Genomic DNA, 26,697 nt, shown 5'->3' with positions numbered 1-26,697 from the left:
AGCAGAGTTATGAAAATACAGTCGCTCTTGCTTGTGCTTATATCTGGCTCAAATTATGAATGTTCAACACGCCCTAGCGTTATCGCGAGTAAATACTGATGTAAATAATAAGGTAAGTAGTTAAATGAATAGTAATAAATAACGTTAAACCAAGGATTTAGCGTCTATATTAAAAAAGCTATTTAGTAAGATTGAAAAAGCCAACGTCCTATTATCAAAGGACGTTGGCTTTTTAATGGGTAGAAATGATGTGGAATTTATCTACATTTAAACGGTTAATTTAACGCGGTTAAGGTTTGCTCAAACGCTGCGCGCCCGATTTCACCCACTTGCTGATTGACCAATTGCCCGTCTTGATAATACAGCAATGCTGGCGGACCAAATAGTTTATAACGCGCTAAGATTGCTTTTGAATCAGCCGTAGTCTCCGTGATATCAAGTCTGACCAATTGCCAATCTTGCATTTGCGCAGGGCGATTATGAAATAAGTTTTTATCCATAATCCGGCACTCAATACACCATTCGGCGGTGACATCGACCAGCACTTTAGGGTTGGCGGCGACAATGGCATCTAATTCAGCGAGCGTCGTGACCGTCTTATCGGTTGCATTACTGCTGGCTGGTTGACCAGCAGTCGTCTGCATCACTGGCGCGGCGCTTAATGACGCGAGCGGATGTAAACTATCATCATTACCCAAGGCGGCGCCGACGATTAAACACGTCGCCCAAATACCAGCGATTAAGCCTAGCGCTTGGGTCAACATTCGACCTTTGCCTAGCCAGCTCCACGCCCATATCGCCACGACCATAAACCATAACGCCCAAACCATCAGCATCACAGGTGAGATAAAGACGCGCTCAATTAATAGCAATGCCACGGCAAAAAGTAGCAGAGCAAAGCCTTGCTTGACCCAGTTCATCCACTCACCCGCTTTTGGCATGATTTTACCTTGGGTCGCGCCGATTAAAATAAGCGGCGCTGATAAACCAAAACCGAGCATAAATAAAGCCGCAAAGCCAAGTAATCGACTTCCAATCGTTGATACAGCAAGCAGCGCCCCAAATAAGGGTGCCGAAACACAAGGCGATACCACGAGTGCTGATAAGAATCCCGCAATTAAACTGCCGCCCGTACTACCAAGCTTGCTATCCCCCGCTTGGCTTAGACCCTGCATTTTACTACTGATAAATCTCGGCAGACGAATGCTAAATACGCCCAACATATAAAGGGCTAATAAGACAAAAACGATGGCAAAGGCAATTAGTATAATCGGGTTTTGTAGCCAACCGATAATGCCTAACGATTCACCAAATATAGCAATGACCGCACCCAAAATACCATAAGCGATAGCAACACCAATCGCATAACTGGTGGTTAAAATGACACCTTTTTTAACTGTTGGGTTTTGCTGGCGAGCGACGATATTGGCGACAATCGGTAGCATCGGTAACACGCACGGCGTCAATGCCAAGCCTAATCCTGCCAAAAATAATAACACCAATGCCAACCACGGATGCGAGGCTAAGCCAAAAGGGTCGCTATCAATCGTGTTATCACCAACAACGGTATTGCTTGTTGCAGCAGCATTATTTATGACAGCGTCATTGTTCGCTGCTTCACTTGTGACATTATCGCCTACCACTTCTTCATCGGCTCCAGAGATGGTATTGATTGCACCAAGCTCTGCATCTAACGCTTCGTCATCTAACAATGCATAATCAATCACCTCGTCATCTGGCGTAGTTTGCTCTGTAGCAATACTATCGATATCTGTCCCATCTGTAGAGGCTTGCGCAGTTTCTACATTGCTGTTATTGCTCGCAGAAACTGTAGTAGTACTACTTGAACTATTGGCTGCCGATTGTGACGCAGCAGCGATATTGACCGTGGTTTTTATTTTCTCCGGTGGATAGCATAGACCCGCTTTGGCACAGCCTTGCCAACCTATCGTTACAGCGGCATTATTTATCGCCTTGCCATTACTACTCAATATAGTGCTAGCAACCATATTGGCTTGGTCAAATACCAATACTTGCCCAAAAGTTGGATCATCAATGGAGACTGGCTTTTGGCTAAAGGTAAAAGGTGCAGCGCTCACGCCAGCAGGCAGCGTTAGCTTAATTTGGTCTCTATAAACATAGTGCTCAGGCGTAATGTCAAAGTTAATGGCTAAGCGCGTGCCATTATTGGTCGGTTTGCTGCTGCTGCTAACTTGAAACGCTTCGTTAACGGGCAAAAATTTCGGTTGGGCAGCACTTTTATTACCAAATAAATCACCCAATCCTGCCGCTTGCGATGCCACTGGCACGGCCGTCAGCCCAGTCGCTGCTAGCCCTGTCAATAATGAACCAGCGCTTAAAGCGAACGCCAACAGATAAGATTTTTTTGACGATTTATTTTGCGTTAATGACGGAGACTTTTCTGCGCTCTTAAGGGACATGAAGGGCTACCTATTATTTCCAATATTCGAATTGACCAATTCACTGTCTGTATGGACTTGTCTATTTACATCATTATTTATTTACGAGCTGTTTATTTACCAGCTGTGCCAATATTCACTGTGGTTTTAATTTTCTCGGGCGGATAGCATAAACCCGCTTTAGCACAACCTTGCCAGCCGATGACAACAGGGACATTTTTGGCGCCTTTACCATTATTGGTACTCAGAGTGGTAGTAGCAATTATATTTTTTTGCGTAAAAACAGGCACTTTCCCAAAGGTAGGATCATTAATAGAAATTGGCGACTGGCTAAAGCGAAATGGCGACGCGCTAATGCCCTTTGGAAAGCTTAGCGTCAGCTTGTCTTTATAAACGTAATGGCCGGGCGTAATATCAAAGGTAATCGATAACTGCGTACCTTTAGACGTCGCGTTGGTAATACTATCTACTTTAAAAGCTTTATCGACTGGCAAGAACTTCGATTGCGCCGCATTGTTATTGCCAAACAATTCACCAAGCCCTGCTGCCTGCACGCTCATTGACGCCATTGATAAACCTGTTATCAACGAGGTGCCTATAAGCGACACTGCCAATAGATGAGACTTTTTAGCAAGGCGTTTATTGATAACTAGCGTGGCTGTTTTGATAAACATAAATAACTACCTTTGATAGCGGGTTTTAAAGGTTACTTTTAACAACTGTTTGTAATGACTTTTAATTAAAAAGGCTAAACGTATATGATGGGCGTCTACTTATCATGGTACTTACTAGCATAGTACTTATTTTATGCTGTAATAAAAAATATCAACCAATAAAGCCTTATTGGTTGATATATAGAAATTTTAACACCGCTTTAATCAGTAAAGTGTTAGAAAACGCTATGTTGCTCAGCGCTAATCACTTTAATCTAATCACTTTAAATCGCAGCTTACAACTGAGCATAAATATCGGCGTCTTGCCCTTCGCCGCCTTGCTGCCCATCAGCCCCTAATGAAAATAAATCATAAGGACGACCTTCGCTACCTGGCGCGACATATTGCAACTCGTTTTCCCAACCATCGGTCGGATAGCCACCTTTGATATAACCGCCATCGGGATAGTTTTTGGCGTCAGCAGGCGGTGTGGTTAGGGCTTCTAAACCTTGCGCCGTCGTCGGATAACGCGAATTATCAACCTTGTACATATCAAGGGCATTGGATACGGTCGCCAGCGCCGTTTCAGTGGTTTTGACGCGCGCTTTGTCACTTTGTCCAACCACTTTTGGTACCACCAAGCCTGCGAGAATGGCTAAAATCACAATCACTACCATAATCTCAATAAGGGTAAATCCAGACTGGCTATGACGCAATAACGCACGACCTTTCAGAGCAGCGGGCGTATTTTTATTCATATTTTCTGCCTGCAACTTCTCATTATTCCTAGCGTTTTTTGGTATGGTATCTACTTGCTTCGTGTCAATTATAGTCATCGCTTTTGTCATCGCTTTTGGTATCAGGTGATATAACTAATGAATATGCTGTTCAGAGCGTTTTAATGGGTTGGCTTCAGATTGATGAACCCTCAACCGTTTATCACTATAAACCATGCCTTTATTTTTATCCAGCGCTGCAATGGATTGTTATGAATATTGACTTTTATGGATACACGCCGTGAAATATTGGATGACCGCTACCCTTTATAAGCAGTTTATAAGCGAAGCTTTTGACGAGTGCTTACTATAGCGTGATGATTGGCTGCGCTCTAGTAAAAGCGTACCGTTGTCAACAATCTACAACACTAAGCAAGGCTTAAGAAATTTAGCGGAAGCTTTAGCAAGATAGATGTAATGGATTTTGAGCCAGCTACAGAGAAATTAACAAAGCTTAAGCGTTTACTAACCTGCCAAATCATTCATATTCACTATCGGCAGCATCACCGCCATGACGATAATCACCACCACCACGCCCATCAGTACTAGCATTAACGGCTCAAGTAACGACAGTAAGGTGCTGATAAAGTTGGTTGCTTCGGCCTCTTGCATATTAGCGGCGCGGCTGAGCATATTTTCAAGCTCGCCTGAGTTTTCACCACTTTTAATCATTTGCACCATCATCGGCGGAAAGTAGCTGGACTTTTCTAATTGACTTGATAAGCTTGAGCCTTCGGTGACCCTATCGGCTGCGGTGATAATGGTTTTTTGAATATGTAAATTGGTCGTCACCGCCGCGCCTATATGCAGCGCTTCAATCAGCGGCACCCCTGAGCGCACCAATATCGCAAGCGTACTGGCAAAACGCGCCGCATTAAGCCCTTTTGATAAGCGCGCCAGTATCGGCAGTCTAAGTACCATACTGTCTATGGCTAATTTGCCTGCTTGGGTTTGCGCAAAGCGATGAAACAAAAACGCCGCGCCTGCCAATACCAGAAGCATCAACCACCACCACTGGGTAATGATATTCGATAAGCTCAGGACGATTTGGGTAATCAGCGGTAGCGCTTGCTCCGATTGCTCAAAGACTTTGACTATTTTGGGCACCACAAAGCTCATCAGCCCCATAATGACCCCGACTGCCATTACCATTAATACAATCGGATAAACCATCGCCCCTTGGATTTTCTTTTGTAGCGCAAAACGGTTTTCGGTGTAATCTGCCAATTGATTAAGGATTAAATCTAAGTGACCTGACTTTTCCCCTGCCGCAATGGTGGCAATATAAAGCGGCGGAAAACTGGCGGCTTGTTGCAGGGCGCGTGCGAGGCTTAAACCTTCTAGCACATGCGAGCGCACGGCCAGCATTAATGATTTAATATGGGTTTTTGGTGATTGTTTGGCGACGGCAGCCAGCGTTTCCTCTAAAGGAATACCGGCGGCCAGTAAGACTGATAATTGACGGGTCAGCAATGCCAATTCATAAGCCGATGGTTTTTTATAGCGGTTTTTACTTTGGCTTTGTCGGTCATTGACGGCGGTGACTTCGACGGGTGTCCATTGTTTATCACGCAGCTGCTGGCGCACTTGCCGCGCAGAATCGCCTTCAAGTAAGCCTTTTTGGACACTGCCATGGTCGTCTAACGCTTTATAATGATAAGCGGGCATAGCAGCAAATATCCTAAGGTGAGCAATTTAACATGCTGATAAACAGAAATCTTATAATAGATTTTAAAAAATAAATGTCTTAAAAAAGCGGCGTAGAATCGCTGCTATCCGGCATCAAGCCTTGTAATAATAAAACATCCAAATGCTGTTGCTGCAATTTTTTATCAAAATCATTGACCTCAGCAATCAGCATGCGCTCGATACGCTTATCGCTAGCAAAGACGCTAAGGCGCGCGCAAATAACGGCCAATTGATAAATACGTTTTTTGCAATAACCATCCAAGCCTTGTAGCAGTCTTACCATATGCGGCGTCTCTAAACTGGCGTATTCATAGTCGCTCACGATCTGCGGAGCAAGGGCGGTAACCCCATAACTGATAGACAGATGGGCGCAAAAATAGCAGCTAAATAAGTAACCAACCACGTGTCCAATATAATAAGCGCGGTCATAAGTAAAGCTGCTAACCCCAAAGTGCCCGAGGACATAACTGTTCAAGCTGCCTTGATCTACAATAGGCTTGTCATGTTTGAGTTTACCAACGGTAGGGAAACGCAGTGGATTATGACCATCTTGCGTCGTCAGCTGCCAACCAACGGGCTGCTGCGCCGGCATATGACGCACGATATCTTCGATAATATCATCGACCACGTGCAACTGTTGCCATAAACGCTCTAGCCCATCGGTATCCATCAGACCACGTTTATCAAGCTGCTGCGCCAGTAAATATTGCTGATATTCTGCAAACTGCGTTTTTAGCGTTTGCACCAGATACGTAGGACGAGTAGCGGTAGACGCTACATACAGCTGACGTGTACGCTCATGCTGACGACGATAAAGCGCTAACCGCTGCGTGGCGACATTGGTTTCGCTGCTATTCGACTCACTGCTGCTAGTAAAATCTAAGCTTACTTGCTCAGCACCTGATTCAGCATCTGGCAAGGTAAATAACGCGAGCAGCGCCGCTTTATCAAGCGCAGGCGTAATATTGGTTTTTTGCTTATTTTTTGCCGTACGCGGTTTATTTTTTGCCTTACTTTTCACGTCTTTTTTATCAGCGTTGGCTGTCGAAGTAGCGGACGCAGTAGTACGCTGGCTATTTGAAGTCACGGTTGGCTTAGCGGTTGGTTCAGTCATAAAATACCATTAGCTGCAAAAATAAACTTTGCCCAAGTTATCCTAAATGAATAGTCTATCAGCGTTTAAAACCAACTACTTACCGATAGCGGCCAGCAGACAGGGCCATAAAATGCGCTAGAATCTCACTATGAAGCTTGGGCAAAACATGACTCTATAGTACCTTAACCTAAGTGCATTGTCAGCTGTCCATCGCCGAAATACTCGGTATCGAAATCAGTGATAAAGGTAATGGTAAGCAATAGTTATGCTAAAAGGCGGGAGTTTTAATTAATGGTGAGCATCGAGCAAAAAAGCGCTAAGGACGATAAATAGCCTGAGCGCTTTTTAAATAGGTATAGCAGTTAACAGCTAATTAAGAGAGCGTTTGCTGTTGATACTGCTGCCGATAAGCTTTAGGTGAGATGCCGTAAACACGCTTAAACGCTTGGCTAAAGGTTGAGTCCGAGGCATAACCGACCAAACCGCTAATACGGCTGATACTGTTTTGCTGCAAACGCAAATAACGCGCGGCCAAGCGCAAGCGATAATCCATCAAATAGGTCAACGGCGGTATACCGACGACCTCTTTAAAGCGCTGAGCAAAGCTTGAGCGCGACATCCCCGCTACCTCAGCGAGCTTATTAATCGTCCAATTTTCGCTTGGCATCTCATGCATTGCAACCAGCGCTTTGGTCAAAAACGGATCCTTCATCGCTTTTAGCCAATTTTCAGTGGCTTCAGGCAGACTCTCAATATATACCCGCAAGCATTCAATCATCATAATACTTGCCCAATGATTGATGACCGCGGTTTTACCCATGCGCTCGTGCTCAGCCTCTAGCGTCAGTAGCCTAATCTCGACATCAATCACTTCAAACCGGCCATCATCTTCATCATTGACTTCCGGCAGAATCGATGGCAGTACGGACAATAAAGGCCGAATCATTGCCTTATCATACTTACACTCGATTAATATCAATGACGCTTCAGAATCACCATCACCCTTTAAATCCAGCGTATGATCTTTACAGCTCGTCAATAACTCATCTAACGGCTGCGCCTCATCACTATGATAGTTTAGCGCATAACTCACATGCTGATGCGCGCTTGGGATCATAATCATGTCACCCGCGCGCGTTTCTCGTGGGCCATTGCCGACGTCGATACAAAAACCACCCGACATCACCAAATAAAATAAAATCGTATCTTGCCTCGTGAGTGAATAAGACCAATTGCCCGTCACATTCAATCGATAATACTTCGTTTCGAATAAATGTACATTTTGTAGCAACACGCTTAGTGCGTCCATCGCTCACTTCCTCAATCATTGGTAATTAAAATAGCAAAATTTAAAAATAGAAACAAAGCACTGATGACTGCAAAATTTTTTAAAAAATGCGGCAAAAACTCTAATGTTTATTTAATAAGCGGTTTATTTTAGATAAAATCAAAGCAAAAATTTGAATAAGAATATCAAGTAAATGATTTAATGTGATAGCTTAATTGAACAAGGCTTAACAAATGATAGAACATTCGCGAGCCTATCTATCATAAGAAAAAAAGCGAAAAAAGGCTAGCAGATGCTTAGATAATTAAATGCCTAGGAAGTTTATAACTGATAAGAATTAAAACAGCAGAATAGTTCGCATATCATCATAACTTAAAAAGTATGCATTGATATAAAACAGACAGGCACGAAAAAATGCCCGTAAAGGCAAGCAGCGTTATTTTAATATTTTTGAATTTAATAAGGAAGGAGGTACAGAATAAAATATGGGGCGACTGATGGGACTCGAACCCACGACAACCGAGATCACAACCCGGGGCTCTACCAACTGAGCTACAACCGCCATAACTATTGCCTGATAAGGCAAGATTGACAGGCTAAATGGTGCGCCTGGCAGGATTCGAACCTGCGGCCACCTCCTTAGAAGGGAGATGCTCTATCCAGCTGAGCTACAGGCGCTCTTAGAGGACTTTTATATATTTTGATTGGTTTATCATATCAGAAATAACTAACATAAAAAACTAAATCATCATACATAAAAAAAAGCCTGTAAGGCTCTTTAAATAGATGGTCGGAGTGATAGGATTCGAACCTACGACCCTCTGGTCCCAAACCAGATGCGCTACCAAACTGCGCCACACTCCGAAATTCTCTATTATCTCGATAATTTGTTACTTAACTTGTTGTTGGTAATACCGCTAACTTGTTAATGTTCCTCGCTATCGAGGTGCACATATTAAGGGGTAAAGCCGATTGTGTCAACACCTATTTTTGATTATTTTAAAGAATCGTTAAATTCTTTCAAAAATGCGCCATTTTTATAACAATGGCGGCGTCGCAACGTTGGTTTTTTACTGACCTTAATACTACATTGCCAACAGCGCTTATTATACTACATTCAAATCTGGAAGCAAGTCACCGTTTACTTTTCCGGTCAGCACATTAAAGGGCATCAGCCATAATTTGGCATGATTGGACGGCTTTTTGTAGCTTTTATCATTGTCTGCGTCATTATAAGCTTGTTGCTGGAGCAGGATTGGTTGTCTGCTATTGTCCTGTACCGGATAAACCAGCCAGCCCTGCTCGGCGTGATAAGCCTGCGCGTAACTGCTCAACTGATAGGCGTCGCCCGCACTAATCGCCCCTGCATGCGGTAAATGCTTCCATTTAATATCAATCACATGGCTATAATTGCCTGATTGGGGTGAGTGAGCAGAGGTATGCGTTTCTGATTTTACGTCATCCTCACCCAGCGCTTTAATGTGAGGTCCAGTCTGCAAATGAGCACTTTTATAAATCAATAAATCAGGACGAATGGACAAACACGCCTGCCCTTTTACATCATGTAGCCACACTCGCTGTGCTTGAAACAAAGGCTTATAAGCCAAATCAATTTGCTGAAACTGGGCCGCTATGCGCAGGCTTGTCCATTGCTCGAACGCTTGATTCATATCAATCAATAAACATAGGCGCGGTTGTGCGGCGTTTTGCTTGGCTAATGTTTGCGGCTTAATGCCATTGCCAGTATGAGCGTCAGATTGCAAGAGCCAATAAGCCAAGTCCAATAACTGCTGCGCCGCTTGTAATTGCTGCCGAGATAAAGGCTGTAGCGCCAATTGCCGCTTTGCTTGCTGATAAAAAGATTCAAGCCGCTGCAACTCATAACGACTTAACCCTGCTACTTGTCGCCACTGCTGTAATGCGGGCAGTGACATTGATGGTGGAGATAACGGAGTAAGTAAATTCAGCGCGCTTTTAATCAAGCGATTACACAGCATCTCTTGGCTCAGTACACTGCTTTCACAGACAAACTTATGCGGCTGCATGCTGTTATGGCGCAACTGTTCTTTAATCAGCAAGCGACCTTGTAGCGCTGCTTGGTTATGGATTTGCACCTGATAGTGCTTCGTCGGTTGATAATGCACCAAACGCTGCAAAAACTGCGCAACCAGCCAGTCGAATAATGGCATTGCTTTAGTCGGTAGCGCTGCTAGCTGAGAGCTAACTTGGCCAAAGTTTTTTGTATTAGGAAGCTTATTTTTATTATGACTGCTGGTTAAATCTGCCAGCATATTCTGCACCCATTGCCGCGTTTGATTGATGTCATTGGATTTAGCTAAACCGTATGGCTGTTGCTGATTATGTTTGCTAGACGTTTTTGCTATTAACTTAGGCAATATCTCAAGTGACATCCCACTTGGCAATAAAATAATACCAATATAATGGCCGACTTTTAGCTGCCATTGTCCTTGCTGACGTTTAATGCTAAAAACGGCAAACTCTTGCGCCATTAGCCAATGAAAGTCCGCTACGTGCACAAAATCATGGGCTGTTAAACGTTGATGCTCAAACACCGTAATAATATTAGCATTAAGTGCAGCCGCACTGACGTTATTAGCAATACTCGCACTATTACTATTGCCACAATTAACGTTATGATTAATGTCGCTGCCTATCGCTTTGTCATCAGACTGTAATACTCTACTCATCATAAGCTAGTAACCTTGTTAATATAAACGCTGATAGACAAACGGCTTGGCAAACTCAGCCGTATTATTGATTAAATCGGCATTAATTTTATAACTGCCACTACTCATAGACTGGCCGAGCAATGAATGCTGGTCGGCAAACATTGAGTTTGAATTATTAGGACTGGCTAAGTTATTGGCATTATCAATCAGCGCTTGGCTATCTTGTATAAACTGCGCGCTCAGCGGCTGCTGCTCATCTTGAAAGATATATTGCAAAACAGTGACTTGCCCGCCCGCTGCTTGCGCCAATTGCGGAATGATTTGTTCAATAAGTGCCGTTTGCAAGTGCTCAAGACTGTCTACTGACCATAAAAACGCATGACCTAATTGTGCCTCTGCCCCAAGGGTTTGCGTAATACGATGATTTAAACCGGTTAAGATTTTCGCCAAATCTATTGTTTCTTCTGACTTAAACGCTTCTGTATTATCAGCTTTTAAGTCTTGATTGAGATAAATAACAGGTAATAATTCCGACTGCGGCGGACAATCAATAAAGCGAAAACGCCGCCGTAATGCCATATCAAGCGGCGCTAATGAATGGTCTTGGGTGTTCATGGTGGCATAAATATCAACGTTGGCAGGGACGTTAAAGGTTCGCCCTGAATAGGCCAAATTAACCGTCATCGCATTTGCCATGCCAGCGCGTTTATCGGGTTCAATCAAACTTAATAGCTCGCCAAAGACCCGTGATACGTTAGCGCGATTAATTTCATCAATCAGCATCGCATAACGCTGCTCGGGATCATTAGCAGCGCGTTGGCACAATTTCAAAAATGCACCATCTTGCACGTCATAACTCATTTGAGATGAGCTATTTTTTGTATGATCGGATGACGCCATCACCGGACGGATACCTTCGACAAATTCCTCATAACCATAGGCTTGATGAAAGCTGACCATGCTAAAGCGCTGCTGACGGAACTCTTTATTTTGGCTATTATTCTCGCGCTGCGCCTGCTGAAATTCCGTTAATTGCTGCGCTAAATCACTTAACAAATCTATACTTTCTGGCAGTAAATACCATGCACCGCTATTATCTTTATCAAAATAGGCTTGGCTGGCGCGGTTTTTATAACTCACCGTTTGTGAGCTCATAGACGTGTGCATTTGCAGCACAGACCAAGCGGTATTGCTTAAGTTTTTCTCGCGCGCATTTTGCGCCGCTTTATTGACAAAAAACTCATGATTGACAATTTCTGGTACCTTGACCAAGTCCTGTTTTTTCGATTTAAAATCCAAAAATATTAAGCAAACCACGTCACGCCAGCTTAACGGCTGCAAAAGTTGTCTCAATAATTCTTTGTCATTTATCTTTGGTAAGTAGTCAGTATATTGCTGTGCGATTTGGAGCAAGCGATAGGTTTTACCTGTACCAGCAACGCCTGTATAGATGATATTGGTTGGTTTGGAAAGAGACATATTTGGCATGGCCTTATCTAGCGTGGCATTGTCGAACATGAGAAAAACACGGCAAAATAGTTTAGCTGTGCTAAACCCTGACGATTATAACGTGGCCAGTTAAAATTAAGCGAGCTAACGAAAAATGGCATTATTTCTCATACCTAAGATACCGTTACGTTAGTCATATTTTATAAGCGCGGCAGTTCATGTTAATAATAGTAGCGATACGGCACTTAATGTACCATAACTAAAATAGTTGCTAAGATAAAAGAATTCGCTAACTTATCAATCATCTCAATATTTTTTATCGCATTAGCAAAACACTGTAAATCCCACTTTAAATTGAGGAACGTTGTATGTCAGGATTATTAAAAAAACTCCCTAGCAAACTAAGTAGCAAACTACCAATCAAAGTTTCTGACAACACCAAAGTGCCAGCTGCACAACCACACACTACGCTAAAACCCATCAGCAACCAATTTACCAAACTGCTATCTGTCACCAAGTTTCTGCCTGCGGCCGCGCGCGCCAGCATTTTATCAAAAGCCTTTGGTAAAGTGGTGCCGTACGTGGGCACAACAGGTATTTATTATGAAAACGTCGATCCCAATCAAGTGGTGGTCAGCTTAAATAATACCAAAGCGGTGCAAAACCATATTGGCTCGGTTCATGCGGTTGCTATCACCTTACTTGCGGAAACTGCAACTGGGTTTATTTTGGGTTTAAACCTACCGTCTGACCGCGTATTATTGATTAAATCTTATTCGGTAAATTTTTATCGCCCGATTAAAAAAGGTCAGATTGCTGCCGTGGCGTCATTATCTGACGAGCAACGCTTGGATATTTTAAATACGCCAAAGGGTGAGATGGTCATACCATGCGTGATTCATGACCGTGAGTCAGATAGCGACCGTGACCCTATCGTCGTTGAGATGACGTGGGCTTGGATACCCAAATCTGAATTAGAAGCGCGTCGTCAAGGTAAAGCTGCTAAAACGCTAGAAAATAAGCAAAATGACAATGAAAAAACTGAAAGTGAGCAGCCTAAAGCCGAGCAAAACGAAAGTGAAGCAAGCAACAAGCACACAACGCTAGAATTAGAAAGCAATTAATTTCACTTTGTTAAAGAAGCAAACAGCTACCAAAAAATGGATTTAGAAAACATTACAATAACAAGGAGACAAGTATGTCTAGATATATCAATAAACTGACGACTCATTTATCTAAAGTAGTGCTGATTAGCGCCTGTTCATTAGGCTTAGGTTTTGCGGTTACGGCCAATGCCGCGCCAACAACTAATAATGCAACCGTCACCAAATCTAGCCCAGTATTTCTCGGTGATGGCGGCAACTATCCGTTTTCAGAAGCGGTACGTGTCGGCGATACATTATATATGTCAGGACAGATTGGTTTTAAAGACGGTAAATTGGTCAAAGGCGGCGTCAAAGCCGAAGCCAAGCAAGCGCTCGATAATATCAATGAAACCTTGTTAAAGTACGGCTACCAAAAGTCCGACATCGTCAAATGTATGGCGATGCTGACTGATATGGATGACTTTGATGACTTTAATAAAATCTATAAAGCAGAATTGGCTAAGCCTTATCCTGTACGCTCAGCTTTTGGTGTCGCAGAGCTTGCAGCGGGCGCAAGCGTTGAAGTTGAATGTATCGCCGCGAAATAGCAGCGCTATTACAAATAAACCAAACTGACTTTTTGATTAACGGTTATTGAGCCAATTGCGCTGACTTTTGACTCAATAACCGCTTTGCTTTATACAATCGTTTTTCTTTATACAATCGTTTTTTTAAACAAGAATAGCGGCATCAGTTAGGGCGCTTTCTTTAGTTACTCGCAGCACCTCTTCTAACGTCGTTCGACCTTCTATCACTTTACGTAAACCATCAGCTCGTATCGATGGTGTTTGCTGACGAGCATATTCTTCTAGCTCGTACTCGGCAGTATTACTATGAATCATCCGCCGCAAGGTATCGTCAATCGGTACCACTTCATAAATTGCCGTCCGCCCTTTAAATCCTGAATTATTACATTTATCACAGCCCACTGGTTTCGGCAAATTAATAATATTCTCTTTTAATTTTTCAGTAGCCGTATTTTTAGCATTCAACGTTATACCAATTTCAGTAAATAATTTGGCCTGCTCGTTATCAGCAGCCTGCCAGCTATGACAATGGGTGCATAACGTCCGTACCAAGCGCTGAGCGACGACACCAATCAGCGATGACGATAATAAAAATGGCTCTACGCCCATATCTTGCAAACGTGTGACCGCACCGATGGCGGTATTGGTATGCAGTGTCGATAATACCAAATGTCCTGTTAAAGACGCTTGCACGGCGATTTCGGCGGTTTCTAAATCACGAATCTCACCTACCATCACCACATCTGGATCTTGCCGCAACATGGCGCGCAAACTCTTAGCAAAGGTCATATAAACTTTATTATTAACCTGCGTTTGCCCAATACCATCGAGCTGAAATTCAATCGGATCTTCAGCAGTTAAGATATTGCGGGTTTGGTCATTTAAATCGGTCAATGCCGAATATAGTGTGGTGGTTTTCCCCGAACCCGTCGGTCCAGTCACCAAAATAATGCCATGTGGACGATGGATTAAGCGCTTAAGCTCGCTATAGTCATTATCAGATAGACCGAGATACGTCATATTGAGACGACCGGCTTGCTTGTCTAATAAACGCATGACCACGCGCTCACCAAAGCTTGACGGCAGCGTCGATACCCGTACATCGACCTCACGGCCTGCCAGTCTTAAACTGATGCGACCGTCTTGTGGTACACGCTTTTCGGCGATATCCAGTTTGGCCATCACCTTGATACGAGAGACCAGTAACGGCGCCAATTGGCGTTTTGGCGTGATAATTTCTTTTAGCTCTCCATCGACACGAAAGCGTACCACTAAGCGCTTCTCAAAAGTTTCAATATGAATATCTGAGGCATTTAAACGTATCGCTTCAGACAACAGCGCATTAATCAGACGAATAATTGGCGCATCGTCTTGCTGATCCATCAAATCTTCCGTTTCAGGAACGCTATCGGCCAGGCTATCGAGGTCAGGATGGTCTTCAAGCCCAGCGGCAATATGCTGCGACTCGCCCGTATTACCGGCATAGGCGGCATTCATACGTTTTTCGAAATCTTCAATGCTGATATTTTCATAATTTGGTACACCGCGTACGCCTTGCTGCTGTAAAAAACGCACCGCCTCATTAATGGCGGACAATGGCGTAGTTTTGGTCAACACCAAGGTCGGCGGCAACTCCGGATCAATAGCAAGAATGGCCAAAATTTGATGGCGTTTTGCAAAACTGTACGGCAGCTGCAGCATAAAGACGACCTAGTGAGTGGTTAATTTAAAAAAGAACTTAAAAAACAGCTTATAAAACAACTTTGAAAATGGCTTTGAAAACACAATAATACATGCCAAAAAACACCACAATCGTTAAACTGGGTAAAGATTGTCAGTAAGCGCGTATGAGTTTGTTATAATAACATTTTGTTTTAGGCAAGTAGCAAGGCTTTGCTTGGATTTATGACTTTGCTTTTAAAGCAGTTATATTATTAGCATTTAACATCGCAAGCCTTTGGCCACATAACGCCTATTTACGTTTTGCCTCTACTACTATTTAATAAAAACTCTCATTGAACACAGTAACAAACTTAATAACCTCGTTAGTCACTTTTGTCAGCCCGCTATTAGGATTATCCTTATGTCACAAGCCGCAAATACTCCTGCCAATGTTCAATCATTTTCACAAAATGCCTTATCGAATGATACCTTTACGGTTGGTAGTCGTACATTCTCTTCTCGATTGTTGGTCGGTACTGGTAAATATAAAGACATGGCTGAGACGGGTGCGGCGATTGGCGCGTCAGAAGCTGAGATTGTCACCGTTGCTATTCGCCGTACCAATATTGGTCAAAATAGCAATGAGCCAAATTTATTAGATGTGATTTCACCGGATAAATATACCATCTTACCCAATACCGCAGGCTGTTTTGATGCCGAAACCGCGATTCGGACGTGTAAGCTTGCTCGCGAGCTATTAGGCGGGCATAATCTGGTGAAGCTAGAAGTATTAGGCGATGAAAAAACCCTTTATCCAAACGTGATGGAAACTCTAAAAGCCGCCAAGGTGCTAATCGATGATGGTTTTGAAGTCATGGTTTATACCTCTGACGACCCCATCGTCGCTCAAGAATTAGAGAGCATGGGCTGTGTGGCAATTATGCCGCTTGGTAGCTTAATTGGCTCAGGTTTAGGTTTGCTCAATCGCCATACGCTTAGCCTTATTATCGAAAACGCTAATGTACCCGTATTGGTTGATGCTGGCGTCGGTACCGCTTCTGATGCCGCGATTGCGATGGAGCTTGGTTGTGATGGCGTGCTGATGAACTCAGCGATTGCCAATGCACAAAATCCCGTGTTGATGGCGCAGGCCATGAAACATGCTATATGGGCAGGGCGTCAGGCGTTCTTAGCAGGTCGTATGCCGATGCGCAAAATGGCCGCTGCCAGTTCGCCGCAGACCGGCTACTTTTTTCAGTAGTTTTTAGCTTAGATTTTTCAAGTTGAATCCTGCAGGGCGAATTTTCTAGCTTAAATCTTTAAAAGCATGGCTTAACACATAATGAAATAATAAAAATCCCGTGCGCCATGCTTTTTATATTAAGATATTTTTGTGACTACTTTTAGGTTTTTAATCGTTTTTGCTAAATGCTTTATACTTGTTACGCTTTACCTTTGTTTAACTGAATACCTATTTATTTTATTGCCATTTTTCATTCATCGTCATAAAAGGATTTATTATGCGACTTCTCACAGCAGTCGACCAGTTGTTCTTACTTCTTGAGTCGCGCAAACAACCCATGCATGTTGGCGGTCTATTTTTATTCGAATTGCCAGAAAATGCGGACAGCAGTTTTGTTTGTCAATTGGTCAAACAAATGCAACACTCTGATGTGCCGCCGACCTTTCCTTTTAACCAAGTGCTTGAGCATTTGATATTTTGGAAAAAAGACAAACACTTTGATGTTGAGCATCACTTGCACCATGTAGCGCTACCACAGCCCGCGCGTGTACGCGAGCTTTTGATGTACGTATCAAGAGAGCATGGTCGCCTGTTAGATCGGGCAATGCCGCTATGGGAATGTCATGTTATTGAAGGAATTGAGCCAGAAAGCGAAGGCGCGCCTGAACGTTTTGCCTTATATTTTAAAATCCATCATTCGCTCGTTGATGGCATCGCTGCCATGCGCTTGGTCAAAAAATCCTTATCGCAATCGCCAACCGAACCGGTGACGCTACCGATTTGGTCACTAATGGCACGTCATCGTAACCAAGTCGATGCGATTTTGCCGCAAGAGCGTTCGACGCGGCGCATTATCAAAGAGCAAATATCAACCATTAAACCGGTATTTACAGAATTGCTCGATAACTTAAAAAATTTCGGTGATGACAGTTATGTCAGTACCTTTGCCGCGCCGATGAGTGTGCTTAATAAACGCATTTCAGCCTCGCGGCGCATCGCCGCGCAGTCCTATGAGATACAGCGCTTTAATGATATTGCTGAGCGTTTAAATATCAGTAAAAACGATGTGGTGCTTGCCGTTTGTGCTGGTGCTATTCGCCGTTATCTCCTGTCGATAGATGCGCTACCAAGTAAGCCTTTGATTGCTTTTGTACCCATGTCATTACGTACCGATAATAGCGTGGCGGGCAACCAGTTGTCATTTGTTCTTGCCAATTTGGGCACACATTTAGACGATCCACTCAGCCGCATCGAGCTGATTCATCGCAGTATGAATAACGGCAAACACCGCTTTCGCCGTATGAATCAAGCGCAGGTTATCAATTACAGTGTGATTTCTTATGCGTGGGAAGGTATCAATTTGGCAACTGGGCTGTTTCCGAAAAAACAGGCCTTTAACCTGATTATCTCCAACGTTCCTGGGTCAGAAAAGCCGCTATATTGGAACGGCGCGCGTCTGCAATCTTTGTATCCGGCATCGATTGTATTCAATGGACAAGCGATGAATATCACTCTCGCCAGCTATTTGGATAAGATTGAATTTGGCATTACCGCTTGCAGTAAAGCTTTACCGCATGTACAAGATATGCTCGTCCGCATAGAAGAAGAGTTGCAACTATTAGAGCGCACTAGTAAAGAGCTTGAATTTCAAGGCATTACGGTGACAGATAAAAGTAATGACAAAGAAAATGGTAAAACAAAAAAGCTGGCTCCATAATGGAACCAGCTTTTTCAATATTAATGTTTTAAATCTTTAATAAGTTAAAACTACAAAATATCGCCCCACGTTGGGACAACCACTTGCATTAACGGTTTTAGTAATTTGACGTTACAAGCAAAGATAGAGCCTGAGGTCATTGAGTTGTGCGCGCCTGTATGGTCAACGACCACGCCGCGTGCTTCGGTGACGATAAGCTCACCGGCGGCGATATCCCACGGCTTAATAGACATCTCAAAATAACCGTCAAAACGACCAGCTGCTACATAGCATAAATCTAGCGCGGCTGAGCCTAAACGGCGAATTTGACCGCCCGCTTCAGAGATTTTTTGTAAGCTTTCAAAGTGCTGCTTGGCATAAGAGATGACTTCGCCATTGCGTTTACGCTCAAGCGGATGACCAGTGGTAAATAGGCCGCCGTCGATGGTTTTACGCTCGCTCACTTGCATACGGCGATTGTTCAAGCGTGCGCCTTTACCACGGCTGGCAGAGAACATCTCATCACGCACAGGGTCATAAATGACGCCATGCTGGGTCACGCCTTTATGTTGCACCGCGATAGAAACACAAAACTGCGGTACGCCATGGACGAAGTTTTTAGTACCATCTAGCGGATCAATAATCCAGCACCAGTCCGCATCTTCGCCGCGACCTTCTTGCATACCAAACTCTTCACCCAAAAACGAGTGATTTGGATAGCTGGCTTTTAAAGTCTCAATCGTCAGCTCTTCACTGAAACGATCAATGCGCGTGACCAAACCATCAAGCCCTTTTGACTCGATATCTAGCTCGATTTTGTGGCGGTTTTGATGCGCATATAAAATCTCTTTACCGACTTTTTCAGCAGCACGCGCTGCGATAACGACCATGGGTTCCATAAATAACCTATTTGCTTGATGAATGAATACTACTTAAAAGATGTGACTGATAAAATGTACAAAAAATAAAAGCCGCTTAAAATTAAATCAGATTAATAACTCATGAAAACCATCGCCGCCTAGCGAACCAAATAAATGATTGCCAGCAGTAGTGCCGCCCAAGTTGTCAAATAATTCACACCTACGGCAAGTAGGCGAGGTTTAAACAAAAATGCTTTATTTTTCAATCCGCTATTTTAGCAATTTTTTATCAGCGATAGGATTTTATTTTAGCAATTGCTGCAGCTGGCTGACGACTCCTGCAACATCCAGACCACAATCAGCCATTTGTTCTGCTGGCGAGCCATGAGCGATAAAGCGATCAGGTATACCAATATTACAGATTACTGGGCGGCTATTTTTAAAGGCTATTGATTCGTTAAGTAAATATTCATTGATTGCACTGCCCGCGCCGCCCATAATCGTATGCTCTTCTAAAGTAGCGATATGGGTAACGCCTTGCTCGATTAAGCTTTCAAGCAAGTGCGTATCTAATGGTTTCACCCAGCGCATATTCACCACATGTACTTGGCAGTTTGAGTTTATATTATCGTTAATCAGGCTCTCTGCTGCTTGCTGAGCCGTCGCCACCATGGTACCAAAGGCTAATAATGCCAACTTATTAGGTGCGTTATCTTGACCTAAAACTGACTCTACTATCGCTTTACCAATGGAAAAAACCTGTGCGGGCTGGGTAATCGTCGCGCCAACGCCAACCCCGCGCGGATAGCGCACAGCCGTACAGCCTTGATATTCATAGCAAGTATTGAGCAAGTGATAACATTCGTTTTCATCTTTTGGCGCGGCAATCAGCATATTTGGTACGCAGCGTAAAAAGGCAAAATCAAACACACCGGCATGGGTAGCGCCATCTTCACCGACCAGACCGGCGCGGTCAACAGCAAACATCACATCAAGGTTTTGCAATGCCACGTCATGAATCAGCTGATCGTAGCCACGCTGCAAAAAGGTTGAATAGATGGCGACGATTGGCTTGACACCTTGGGTTGCCATGCCGCCTGCTAACGTTACCGCGTGTTGTTCAGCAATCGCTACATCAAAAAAACGATTGGGAAATTGACGGGCAAACTCAATCATACCCGAGCCTTCTTCCATGGCTGGGGTAATGGCAAGCAATTTCTCGTCAGTAGCAGCTTTATCACATAAGAACTGACCAAAGACTTGCGAGTATTTTAATAGCGGTGTACTCGATGCTAAGCTATCGGTTGGGGCTTTCTTCTCGCTATCTTCAGCAGGCAATCTACTGATAGCATGATAGCCAACTGGATCTAATTCAGCAGGCGCAAACCCTTTACCTTTGGTGGTATAGATATGCACCAACACTGGGCCTTTTAATTGCTTGGCAAGCGATAGTACGCGCAGTAGCTCAGGGATATTGTGGCCATCAAACGGACCGAAATAAGTAAAACCAATGGCTTTAAATAGATTGTCTTCTAATTGCGGCACATCGCGCAGCTCGTTATGACGTTTACGGCGGTCGTAGGCTTGCATGTCAGGACGTTGGCATAATATCGGCTCGCCAGCATCAGAGATATCAACCTGATAGCCTGACTCCCACAATGTCGCTAAATGCCGTGAAAAACCACCAATCGAGCAAGATATCGACATGTCGTTGTCGTTTAAAATAACCAGCAAATCCGCATCTTGTTGGACGGCGTCATTCATCGCTTCAAACGCCATGCCGCCGGTCATTGCGCCATCACCTATAATACAGGCAACCGTTTGCGCGCGGCCTTGATAGCGTAGCGCCAGGCTCATGCCAAGACCCGCCGAAATAGACGTCGATGAATGCCCAACGCCAAAAGTGTCATAAACCGACTCGGCGCGTTCTGGAAAAGCGGTCAAACCATCTTTTGCGCGAATAGTACCAAGCTTTTCACGGCGACCCGTCAACACTTTATGGGCATAGGCCTGATGACCGACGTCCCAAACAATCTGATCTTGGGGCGCATCTAACAGATAATGCAGGGCAATGGTCAACTCAATGACGCCTAAATTGGCCCCGAAATGACCGCCACTTTGACCAGCTGAATAAAGCAGAAAAAGCCGTAGCTCATCCGCCAAGGTAATGAGCTGACTTTCGCTAAACGCTTTTAAATCAATCGGAGCGTCTACCGTATCAAGTAGCGGCGTATACGGACGCTCACGTGGAATAACTGCATAGGTTTTTTGCAGGTGCGATAGCGATGCAGCAGAATCAATGGCTGACGCAGATGATGACTTAGACTGTGGGGAATGAGGTGACTGCTGCATAAAACGTACGATACCTACCAATCTGCTAACAAGATGCTACCTTAGATACGGGCTATCACTAGCTAGCATCTAGGTGGCGTTAATAATAGTGCGGACATTATAAACTGACAAATGTCATCGACTATATGTTTATTAATACAGCGTTTAAAATAGCTGTGAATAACGATTTAAAATAAAACAAACTTTCAAAATTTAGAACTTTCAATTTTATAGACATTTTAAAATGAGACTATGTCCTCATATAAAATATTATAGCGCCTGTTAATTTTGCTTTCATATTGAGCGCATATTGGGCGACAGTGACGACATAGTAATGCAAGGGCTAAGACTTGTCACTGTATCCGTCAAAATAGTATGGCATAATAGCATTTATTTTTAATTGTCGCTTTAATCATCGTGCGCCGTCTGTGAACTTTGTGTGTATTTCCACCAAACACCTTTCGTATGCTATTTTAGTTAGCAGCGCTTATGTCACACCTTTATTATTATAAAACTTTAACCGACCGCTAGCGTCACGATGATCGGCTTATGCAGGACATTAATGTCATATCAATTTATCACCAATGCCAAACTACCGACTCGTCACGGCGAGTTTGATATTCATATCTTTGAAAATGCAGACGGTCAAGAGCATGTGATGCTTACCGTCGGTTTACCTGTGACCAAGCAAACTGACGTTTTAAATCAGCAAGGCACGGCATTTAATCAAGACAGCGATGCGCTAAAAGAAGCGCCCATACCGCTCATTCGTATTCATTCGGAATGCTTGACAGGTGACGCTTTTAGCTCATTAAAATGCGATTGTGGTCCCCAGCTTAATACCGCGATGCAGGCGATACAAGAAACCGGCTGCGGGGCGATATTATACTTGCGTCAAGAAGGACGCGGCATTGGCTTGACCAATAAAATCCGTGCTTATGCCTTGCAAGATCAAGGGCATGATACGTTAGATGCCAATCTTATGTTGGGTTTGCCAGCAGATGCGCGCGTTTATGATATGTGCGGGCCGATGCTTGCTCATGTCGGCGTCGATAGCGTGCGCCTGATTACCAATAATCCCGATAAAGTGGCTTACTTAACCGAGCATGGTATCAATGTCGTTGAGCGCGTGCCGTTATTGGTTGGGGTGAACGATATGAATGCTGAGTATCTCGCGACCAAACGCGACCGCATGGGCCATCTGCTCGATAAAGATTTCAATACCGCCTTACACCTTAATAAATAGTAAATAATTAGATATTTTATGACCGTACCAAATATAGATAATAATGACAATTTGCCAGAGACCAATTCTGCCGTGACGCCAGCCCACAATGACATCACGCGCGTGCGTGAGTTTTTGGTGGATCTGCAAGCGCGTATCTGCCAAGCGTTAGAAGCGCAAGAACGCGACGGCAGCGGCAATGATAAGCCGGCAACCTTTGTGACTGACGATTGGGAACGTCCTGAGGGCGGCGGCGGCCGTTCTTGCGTGCTCGCAGGTGGCGAAGTGATTGAAAAAGCAGGTGTGATGTTTAGCCATATTCATGTGCATAACCTGCCCGCTTCTGCAACTGCGCGGCATCCTGATATCGCTGGCCGTAAAGCGCAAGCGATGGGTGTTTCATTGGTTGTGCATCCTAAAAACCCCAATGTACCAACCAGCCATGCCAACGTGCGTTTGTTCGTTGCTGAAGCCGAGGGCGAAGAGCCGATTTGGTGGTTTGGTGGCGGTTTTGATTTAACGCCGTTTTATCCGGTGCTTGCTGACTGCGTACATTGGCATCAGGTTTGTCATGACCTGTGCGCGCCGTTTGGCGACAGCGTCTATCCTGACTTTAAACAATGGTGTGACGAATACTTCCATCTGCGCCATCGCGATGAGCAGCGCGGTATCGGCGGCCTGTTTTATGATGACGTCAATACCGAGAGCCGCGGTTGGAATTTTGAGACTTGCTTTGAGTTTATGCAAGCGGTCGGTAATGGTTATCTTGAAGGTATATTGCCAATTTTTGAGCAGCGTAAAAACATCCCTTATACCGAAGCACAACGTGAATTTCAGCTCTATCGCCGCGGACGCTACGTCGAATACAACCTTGTTTATGACCGTGGCACCCTATTTGGGCTACAAAGTAATGGACGCATTGAATCCATCTTAGTCAGTATGCCGCCGCTTGCCAGCTGGCACTATCGCTTTGAACCTGTCCCCGGCACGCCTGAGTTTGAGTTGACCGATTTTTATCTAAAACCGCGTGATTGGTTGACTTTATAGTCGTCATTGGCATAATAAGCCGCAGACAGCGTTTTGTTTCTTGTATAAATGGTCCTATTTGCTCTCCTTAAAATTTCAGAAAAACACTATCAAGGTCAGCGTTACTGCTGACCTTTATTATTTACTATTTTTTATTTGAGAGTAGCTAAACTGTTAAACGGGGCATTTTGACTTTTAGCTTATAAAACGCGCTTTGGCGAACATTCATAGCTGATTAAAATGCCATTACAAAAATGACATTACAAAAAGGTACTTTATTATCCTACTTTATTTTAGCCTGTTGAGGTTTAATTAATAGCAGTATGGGTTTAAAGCGTTATAGATTTAAAGTCATGTTGGTTTAACAGGCTATATGGTAAAAGACCAGAACTTAGCTGTCTTTAACATTTAGAACAACCACATAATATTCAATTCATAGTAGCAATATAACAGGTGGCGAGCATGCAAGTGCTTCGGCACCTTTTTATTAGCCACGTATAAAGGAGCAATACAGATGGCACAGGTTTCCAATAATAAATCATTCAAGTCTATCGTCGGCGTAACGTTGATAGCAGCCGCCTTAGGTCTAACGGCTTGTAGTACGTCAGTTGACCCTGACGTCAAAGCGCGCCAAGACAGCATGAAAAGCTGGGGCGATGCGATGGGCGTCATGGGTGATATGGTCAAAGCCCCTGATACCTTTGATGCGGCGGTTTTCAAAGAGCAGGCATCATTCTTGGCAGAAGATGCGGCAAACCCTTGGAGTCACTTCGAAAACCAAGAAGCCATGGGCAACGCGACTGAAGCCGTATGGTCAAATGCTGATGGTTTCAGTGCTGAAGCGGACAATTTTCAAAAAGTGACGGCTGAGCTAAATGCTGCTGCACAGTCGGCTACTAGTGTCGAAGACGTCCAGCCTGCCTTTGGTGAAGTGGGTGCAAGCTGTAAATCGTGCCATACCGAATTTAGAGCAAAGAATGACTAACTTTTTGTACTGGCCTAGTAGCTTGTAGAAAGACAAAAAAACCGCCATATCATTGAATATGGCGGTTTTTTATTGCTCAAAAAACATCACGTGAAGACAGCTCTTTGAAATAACGCTCTAAGCAAATTACTCTGTCTCTGCTTTTTTGGCATTATCATCATTAACATTGTCATCTTGCTGCTTATTTATCTGCTGAACAATAGACTTCACTGAAGGATCGCTTAGATCTATCGTACGTATTGGGAAAGGAATATTGATACCGGCTGCATCCAGCGCTTTTTTGACTTCTACGATGACTTGATGAATAGAAGCGACTTTATTAGCCTGAGTGCCGTTATCAATAAACCAACGTACTGTCAGATCCATAGAAGAGCCGCCAAACCCTGTCGCAATTACGCTTGGCGTCGCTTTTCTCGATACGCTTTCAACTTTATCCAAAGCTTGTAGAATCTCAGCCTTTGCTGTTTCGATATCGTCTTCATAACCAATGCCCACCGCCACTTGTAAGCGGCGCTGTTTGTAGGCGGTATTGACCGTCAATGCCGAGGTATATAGCTCTGAGTTTGGAATAACCACTTGCCTACCATCATAAGTCTTGATGGTCGTTGCACGGATTTTGATATCTTCTACCGTTCCTTCGTAGTCCCCTGAGACGATTTGATCGCCGATACGAAACGGCTCTGAAATCAGTAGCAAAATACCGGAGAGCAGGTTTTGAAAGATATCTTTAAAAGCAAAGCCAATCGCCACCGAACCAATACCGAGCGCGCCGATTAATTTGGCTGGTGTAAATCCTGGAATAGCGACAACCATGGCGATCATAAAGCCAATAAACAGAATAAGCGCCCCACCTATGCGCTGAAACACCTTCACCAAGTTTTGATGACGCACGCGCGCGCCTAAGGTTTTATGCACGGCTTTTTTGAAAATAATCGACAACAGCCAAAAAATCCCCAACACAATGAGCGCCGCTACAAAATATGGAATGCGCTCAATAAAGCCACTTGCCAAGTCTTGCGTGGTATAGACCACTTGTTGATAGACGGTCACACCATCGGTTAGCGTGTTCGATAGGCGACTCACGTCGGGGGTGGGCATAAAGGGTGGCTCCTATTGCTGTTTTAGCGCGTGTTTAAGGGGATAGATAAATGAACATCTCACTGCTGTTTTGCCAGTTATGATATCAAATCAGCTTGGACGATTTCAATCCAGTAGCCGTCAACATCTTTGATAAAGGCGATATTTTTCATGCTACCGTCTTCTGGACGTTTTTTAAACTCGACGTTGTTTTGATCAAACCAAGCAACCGCTTCGTCAAGACTTGGCACACTAAAGCAGATATGACCAAAGCCTTGTGGTTCACCATTGCCATCATGGTAACTAAAGTCCGCTTGGGTTTCGGTACCGTAGTTATGAGTCAGCTCTAAAATACCGCGCTGACGGAAGGCGAAAATCTCTAAATCGTCGCCCGCTGGCAATTTTTCCCGCTCGCTCTCAGTGAGCTTGGCTAAAAAATATAAATCAAAACCCATCGCAGGGAATTTTTTTACCGCCAGTAACGTCATGCCTAAAATACCCGTATAAAAAGCCAATGATTTAGCAGGGTCTTTGACACGTAACATGGTGTGGTTAAAGGTATAACCTGCGGTCTGCGCTGAAATTGGCTGCACGCCTTCTGCTTTTACGCTGCTTTCAGGCTGAGCCATACTGTCTTTATTAGCATCTAAATTTGTTAAATCCGTCATAATTTTCTCATATCTAAGTGTTTTTAATTATCTCTTATCAATCGTTAACGTTAATAGCGGATACCTTCATAATTCATTCGTCGCCACTATTTTAGTCGTTAAATGATAAGAAATTTAGGGCGTGTTGAACATTCATAATTTGAGCCAGATATAAGCACAAGCAAGAGCGACTGTATTTTCATAACTCTGCT

General features: G+C 43.9%; 20 protein-coding genes and 3 tRNA genes. 7 read left to right on the top strand and 16 right to left on the bottom strand.

Annotation, left to right across the window (positions count from 1 at the left end):
• Positions 1 to 275: 275 nt before the first annotated feature.
• The 11 genes from FOR85_RS11335 to FOR85_RS11285 all read right to left on the bottom strand — a co-directional run bounded on the left by FOR85_RS11335 (position 276) and on the right by FOR85_RS11285 (position 12,091).
• Positions 276 to 2,441, bottom strand: coding sequence for a protein-disulfide reductase DsbD domain-containing protein (locus FOR85_RS11335; protein ID WP_144297991.1), 2,166 nt, complete (start codon positions 2,439 to 2,441; stop codon positions 276 to 278).
• Positions 2,442 to 2,533: 92 nt separating this feature from the next.
• Complete coding sequence (locus FOR85_RS11330; RefSeq protein WP_144297990.1) at positions 2,534 to 3,094, bottom strand: protein-disulfide reductase DsbD domain-containing protein; 561 nt, start codon at positions 3,092 to 3,094, stop codon at positions 2,534 to 2,536.
• A gap of 275 nt (positions 3,095 to 3,369) precedes the next feature.
• On the bottom strand, positions 3,370 to 3,831 hold the full coding sequence (gene gspG, locus FOR85_RS11325) for a type II secretion system major pseudopilin GspG (protein WP_190295551.1): 462 nt from the start codon (positions 3,829 to 3,831) through the stop codon (positions 3,370 to 3,372).
• Between the two features lie 483 nt (positions 3,832 to 4,314).
• Positions 4,315 to 5,517 carry a type II secretion system inner membrane protein GspF gene (gene gspF / locus FOR85_RS11320; protein WP_144297988.1) on the bottom strand — a complete coding sequence of 401 codons (1,203 nt, stop codon included), beginning with the start codon at positions 5,515 to 5,517 and terminating at the stop codon, positions 4,315 to 4,317.
• Between the two features lie 79 nt (positions 5,518 to 5,596).
• Positions 5,597 to 6,652, bottom strand: coding sequence for a hypothetical protein (locus FOR85_RS11315; protein WP_144297987.1), 1,056 nt, complete (start codon positions 6,650 to 6,652; stop codon positions 5,597 to 5,599).
• Positions 6,653 to 7,007: 355 nt separating this feature from the next.
• Positions 7,008 to 7,943 carry an AraC family transcriptional regulator gene (locus FOR85_RS11310; RefSeq protein WP_144297986.1) on the bottom strand — a complete coding sequence of 312 codons (936 nt, stop codon included), beginning with the start codon at positions 7,941 to 7,943 and terminating at the stop codon, positions 7,008 to 7,010.
• A gap of 465 nt (positions 7,944 to 8,408) precedes the next feature.
• Positions 8,409 to 8,484, bottom strand: a tRNA-His gene (locus FOR85_RS11305).
• 39 nt (positions 8,485 to 8,523) lie between these two features.
• Positions 8,524 to 8,600: transfer RNA gene (locus tag FOR85_RS11300), tRNA-Arg, on the bottom strand.
• A 109-nt stretch (positions 8,601 to 8,709) separates the two neighbouring features.
• Positions 8,710 to 8,786 (bottom strand) — tRNA-Pro (locus tag FOR85_RS11295).
• 242 nt (positions 8,787 to 9,028) lie between these two features.
• The gene (locus tag FOR85_RS11290) at positions 9,029 to 10,633 is read right to left on the bottom strand and encodes an McrC family protein (RefSeq protein ID WP_223808618.1); all 1,605 of its coding nucleotides are present in this window, start codon (positions 10,631 to 10,633) and stop codon (positions 9,029 to 9,031) included.
• A 15-nt stretch (positions 10,634 to 10,648) separates the two neighbouring features.
• Positions 10,649 to 12,091 (bottom strand): McrB family protein, encoded by a 1,443-nt coding sequence (locus FOR85_RS11285; RefSeq protein WP_223808617.1) that lies wholly within the window; start codon positions 12,089 to 12,091, stop codon positions 10,649 to 10,651.
• 338 nt (positions 12,092 to 12,429) lie between these two features.
• Here FOR85_RS11285 and FOR85_RS11280 point away from each other — a divergent pair, with 338 nt between their 5' ends.
• The gene (locus FOR85_RS11280; RefSeq protein WP_144297984.1) at positions 12,430 to 13,185 is read left to right on the top strand and encodes a DUF4442 domain-containing protein; all 756 of its coding nucleotides are present in this window, start codon (positions 12,430 to 12,432) and stop codon (positions 13,183 to 13,185) included.
• A gap of 74 nt (positions 13,186 to 13,259) precedes the next feature.
• On the top strand, positions 13,260 to 13,754 hold the full coding sequence (locus FOR85_RS11275) for a RidA family protein (protein ID WP_144297983.1): 495 nt from the start codon (positions 13,260 to 13,262) through the stop codon (positions 13,752 to 13,754).
• Positions 13,755 to 13,877: 123 nt separating this feature from the next.
• On the opposite strand, the gene gspE is transcribed toward FOR85_RS11275, so the two are convergent.
• Complete coding sequence (gene gspE / locus FOR85_RS11270; protein ID WP_144297982.1) at positions 13,878 to 15,434, bottom strand: type II secretion system ATPase GspE; 1,557 nt, start codon at positions 15,432 to 15,434, stop codon at positions 13,878 to 13,880.
• Positions 15,435 to 15,816: 382 nt separating this feature from the next.
• Between gspE and FOR85_RS11265 the strand changes: the two genes are divergently transcribed.
• Positions 15,817 to 16,656 (top strand): thiazole synthase, encoded by an 840-nt coding sequence (locus FOR85_RS11265; RefSeq protein ID WP_144297981.1) that lies wholly within the window; start codon positions 15,817 to 15,819, stop codon positions 16,654 to 16,656.
• Between the two features lie 259 nt (positions 16,657 to 16,915).
• Entirely contained in the window at positions 16,916 to 18,355 is a 1,440-nt protein-coding gene (locus tag FOR85_RS11260) for a wax ester/triacylglycerol synthase family O-acyltransferase (RefSeq protein ID WP_144297980.1), read from the top strand.
• A gap of 50 nt (positions 18,356 to 18,405) precedes the next feature.
• Here the strand turns inward: FOR85_RS11260 and FOR85_RS11255 are convergent, their stop codons facing one another.
• Both FOR85_RS11255 and dxs read right to left on the bottom strand, forming a co-directional pair.
• A complete protein-coding gene (locus FOR85_RS11255; protein ID WP_068406329.1) occupies positions 18,406 to 19,233 on the bottom strand; it encodes an inositol monophosphatase family protein in 828 nt (275 codons plus the stop codon).
• Positions 19,234 to 19,497: 264 nt separating this feature from the next.
• Positions 19,498 to 21,546 carry a 1-deoxy-D-xylulose-5-phosphate synthase gene (gene dxs / locus FOR85_RS11250; RefSeq protein WP_144297979.1) on the bottom strand — a complete coding sequence of 683 codons (2,049 nt, stop codon included), beginning with the start codon at positions 21,544 to 21,546 and terminating at the stop codon, positions 19,498 to 19,500.
• Positions 21,547 to 22,087: 541 nt separating this feature from the next.
• Between dxs and ribA the strand changes: the two genes are divergently transcribed.
• The 3 genes from ribA (at position 22,088) to FOR85_RS11235 (ending at position 24,761) form a co-directional block, all read left to right on the top strand.
• Complete coding sequence (ribA, locus tag FOR85_RS11245; protein ID WP_144297978.1) at positions 22,088 to 22,771, top strand: GTP cyclohydrolase II; 684 nt, start codon at positions 22,088 to 22,090, stop codon at positions 22,769 to 22,771.
• An 18-nt stretch (positions 22,772 to 22,789) separates the two neighbouring features.
• Positions 22,790 to 23,797: an oxygen-dependent coproporphyrinogen oxidase gene (gene hemF / locus FOR85_RS11240; protein WP_144297977.1), complete on the top strand. Its 1,008-nt coding sequence runs from the start codon at positions 22,790 to 22,792 to the stop codon at positions 23,795 to 23,797.
• A gap of 493 nt (positions 23,798 to 24,290) precedes the next feature.
• Positions 24,291 to 24,761 carry a cytochrome c gene (locus FOR85_RS11235; protein ID WP_144297976.1) on the top strand — a complete coding sequence of 157 codons (471 nt, stop codon included), beginning with the start codon at positions 24,291 to 24,293 and terminating at the stop codon, positions 24,759 to 24,761.
• A gap of 126 nt (positions 24,762 to 24,887) precedes the next feature.
• Here the strand turns inward: FOR85_RS11235 and FOR85_RS11230 are convergent, their stop codons facing one another.
• The gene (locus FOR85_RS11230) at positions 24,888 to 25,859 is read right to left on the bottom strand and encodes a mechanosensitive ion channel family protein (RefSeq protein ID WP_144297975.1); all 972 of its coding nucleotides are present in this window, start codon (positions 25,857 to 25,859) and stop codon (positions 24,888 to 24,890) included.
• A 77-nt stretch (positions 25,860 to 25,936) separates the two neighbouring features.
• Positions 25,937 to 26,506, bottom strand: a complete 570-nt coding sequence (gene gloA / locus FOR85_RS11225) for a lactoylglutathione lyase (protein WP_144297974.1) — start codon at positions 26,504 to 26,506, stop codon at positions 25,937 to 25,939.
• Positions 26,507 to 26,697: the final 191 nt, after the last annotated feature.

The sequence above is a fragment of the Psychrobacter sp. YGAH215 genome (assembly GCF_007280595.1).
Classification (GTDB): Bacteria; Pseudomonadota; Gammaproteobacteria; order Pseudomonadales; family Moraxellaceae; genus Psychrobacter; species Psychrobacter faecalis.
This window is presented reverse-complemented; position numbering and strand designations above follow the sequence as displayed.

Bases quoted from the DNA above. Each gene is read 5' to 3' on its own strand.
- FOR85_RS11335 (WP_144297991.1), bottom strand. From the start codon at position 2,441: ATGTCCCTTAAGAGCGCAGAAAAGTCTCCGTCATTAACGCAAAATAAA.
- FOR85_RS11330 (WP_144297990.1), bottom strand. From the start codon at position 3,094: ATGTTTATCAAAACAGCCACGCTAGTTATCAATAAACGCCTTGCTAAA.
- gspG (WP_190295551.1), bottom strand. From the start codon at position 3,831: ATGAATAAAAATACGCCCGCTGCTCTGAAAGGTCGTGCGTTATTGCGT.
- gspF (WP_144297988.1), bottom strand. From the start codon at position 5,517: ATGCCCGCTTATCATTATAAAGCGTTAGACGACCATGGCAGTGTCCAA.
- FOR85_RS11315 (WP_144297987.1), bottom strand. From the start codon at position 6,652: ATGACTGAACCAACCGCTAAGCCAACCGTGACTTCAAATAGCCAGCGT.
- FOR85_RS11310 (WP_144297986.1), bottom strand. From the start codon at position 7,943: ATGGACGCACTAAGCGTGTTGCTACAAAATGTACATTTATTCGAAACG.
- FOR85_RS11290 (WP_223808618.1), bottom strand. From the start codon at position 10,633: ATGATGAGTAGAGTATTACAGTCTGATGACAAAGCGATAGGCAGCGAC.
- FOR85_RS11285 (WP_223808617.1), bottom strand. From the start codon at position 12,091: ATGTCTCTTTCCAAACCAACCAATATCATCTATACAGGCGTTGCTGGT.
- FOR85_RS11280 (WP_144297984.1), top strand. From the start codon at position 12,430: ATGTCAGGATTATTAAAAAAACTCCCTAGCAAACTAAGTAGCAAACTA.
- FOR85_RS11275 (WP_144297983.1), top strand. From the start codon at position 13,260: ATGTCTAGATATATCAATAAACTGACGACTCATTTATCTAAAGTAGTG.
- gspE (WP_144297982.1), bottom strand. From the start codon at position 15,434: ATGCTGCAGCTGCCGTACAGTTTTGCAAAACGCCATCAAATTTTGGCC.
- FOR85_RS11265 (WP_144297981.1), top strand. From the start codon at position 15,817: ATGTCACAAGCCGCAAATACTCCTGCCAATGTTCAATCATTTTCACAA.
- FOR85_RS11260 (WP_144297980.1), top strand. From the start codon at position 16,916: ATGCGACTTCTCACAGCAGTCGACCAGTTGTTCTTACTTCTTGAGTCG.
- FOR85_RS11255 (WP_068406329.1), bottom strand. From the start codon at position 19,233: ATGGAACCCATGGTCGTTATCGCAGCGCGTGCTGCTGAAAAAGTCGGT.
- dxs (WP_144297979.1), bottom strand. From the start codon at position 21,546: ATGCAGCAGTCACCTCATTCCCCACAGTCTAAGTCATCATCTGCGTCA.
- ribA (WP_144297978.1), top strand. From the start codon at position 22,088: ATGTCATATCAATTTATCACCAATGCCAAACTACCGACTCGTCACGGC.
- hemF (WP_144297977.1), top strand. From the start codon at position 22,790: ATGACCGTACCAAATATAGATAATAATGACAATTTGCCAGAGACCAAT.
- FOR85_RS11235 (WP_144297976.1), top strand. From the start codon at position 24,291: ATGGCACAGGTTTCCAATAATAAATCATTCAAGTCTATCGTCGGCGTA.
- FOR85_RS11230 (WP_144297975.1), bottom strand. From the start codon at position 25,859: ATGCCCACCCCCGACGTGAGTCGCCTATCGAACACGCTAACCGATGGT.
- gloA (WP_144297974.1), bottom strand. From the start codon at position 26,506: ATGACGGATTTAACAAATTTAGATGCTAATAAAGACAGTATGGCTCAG.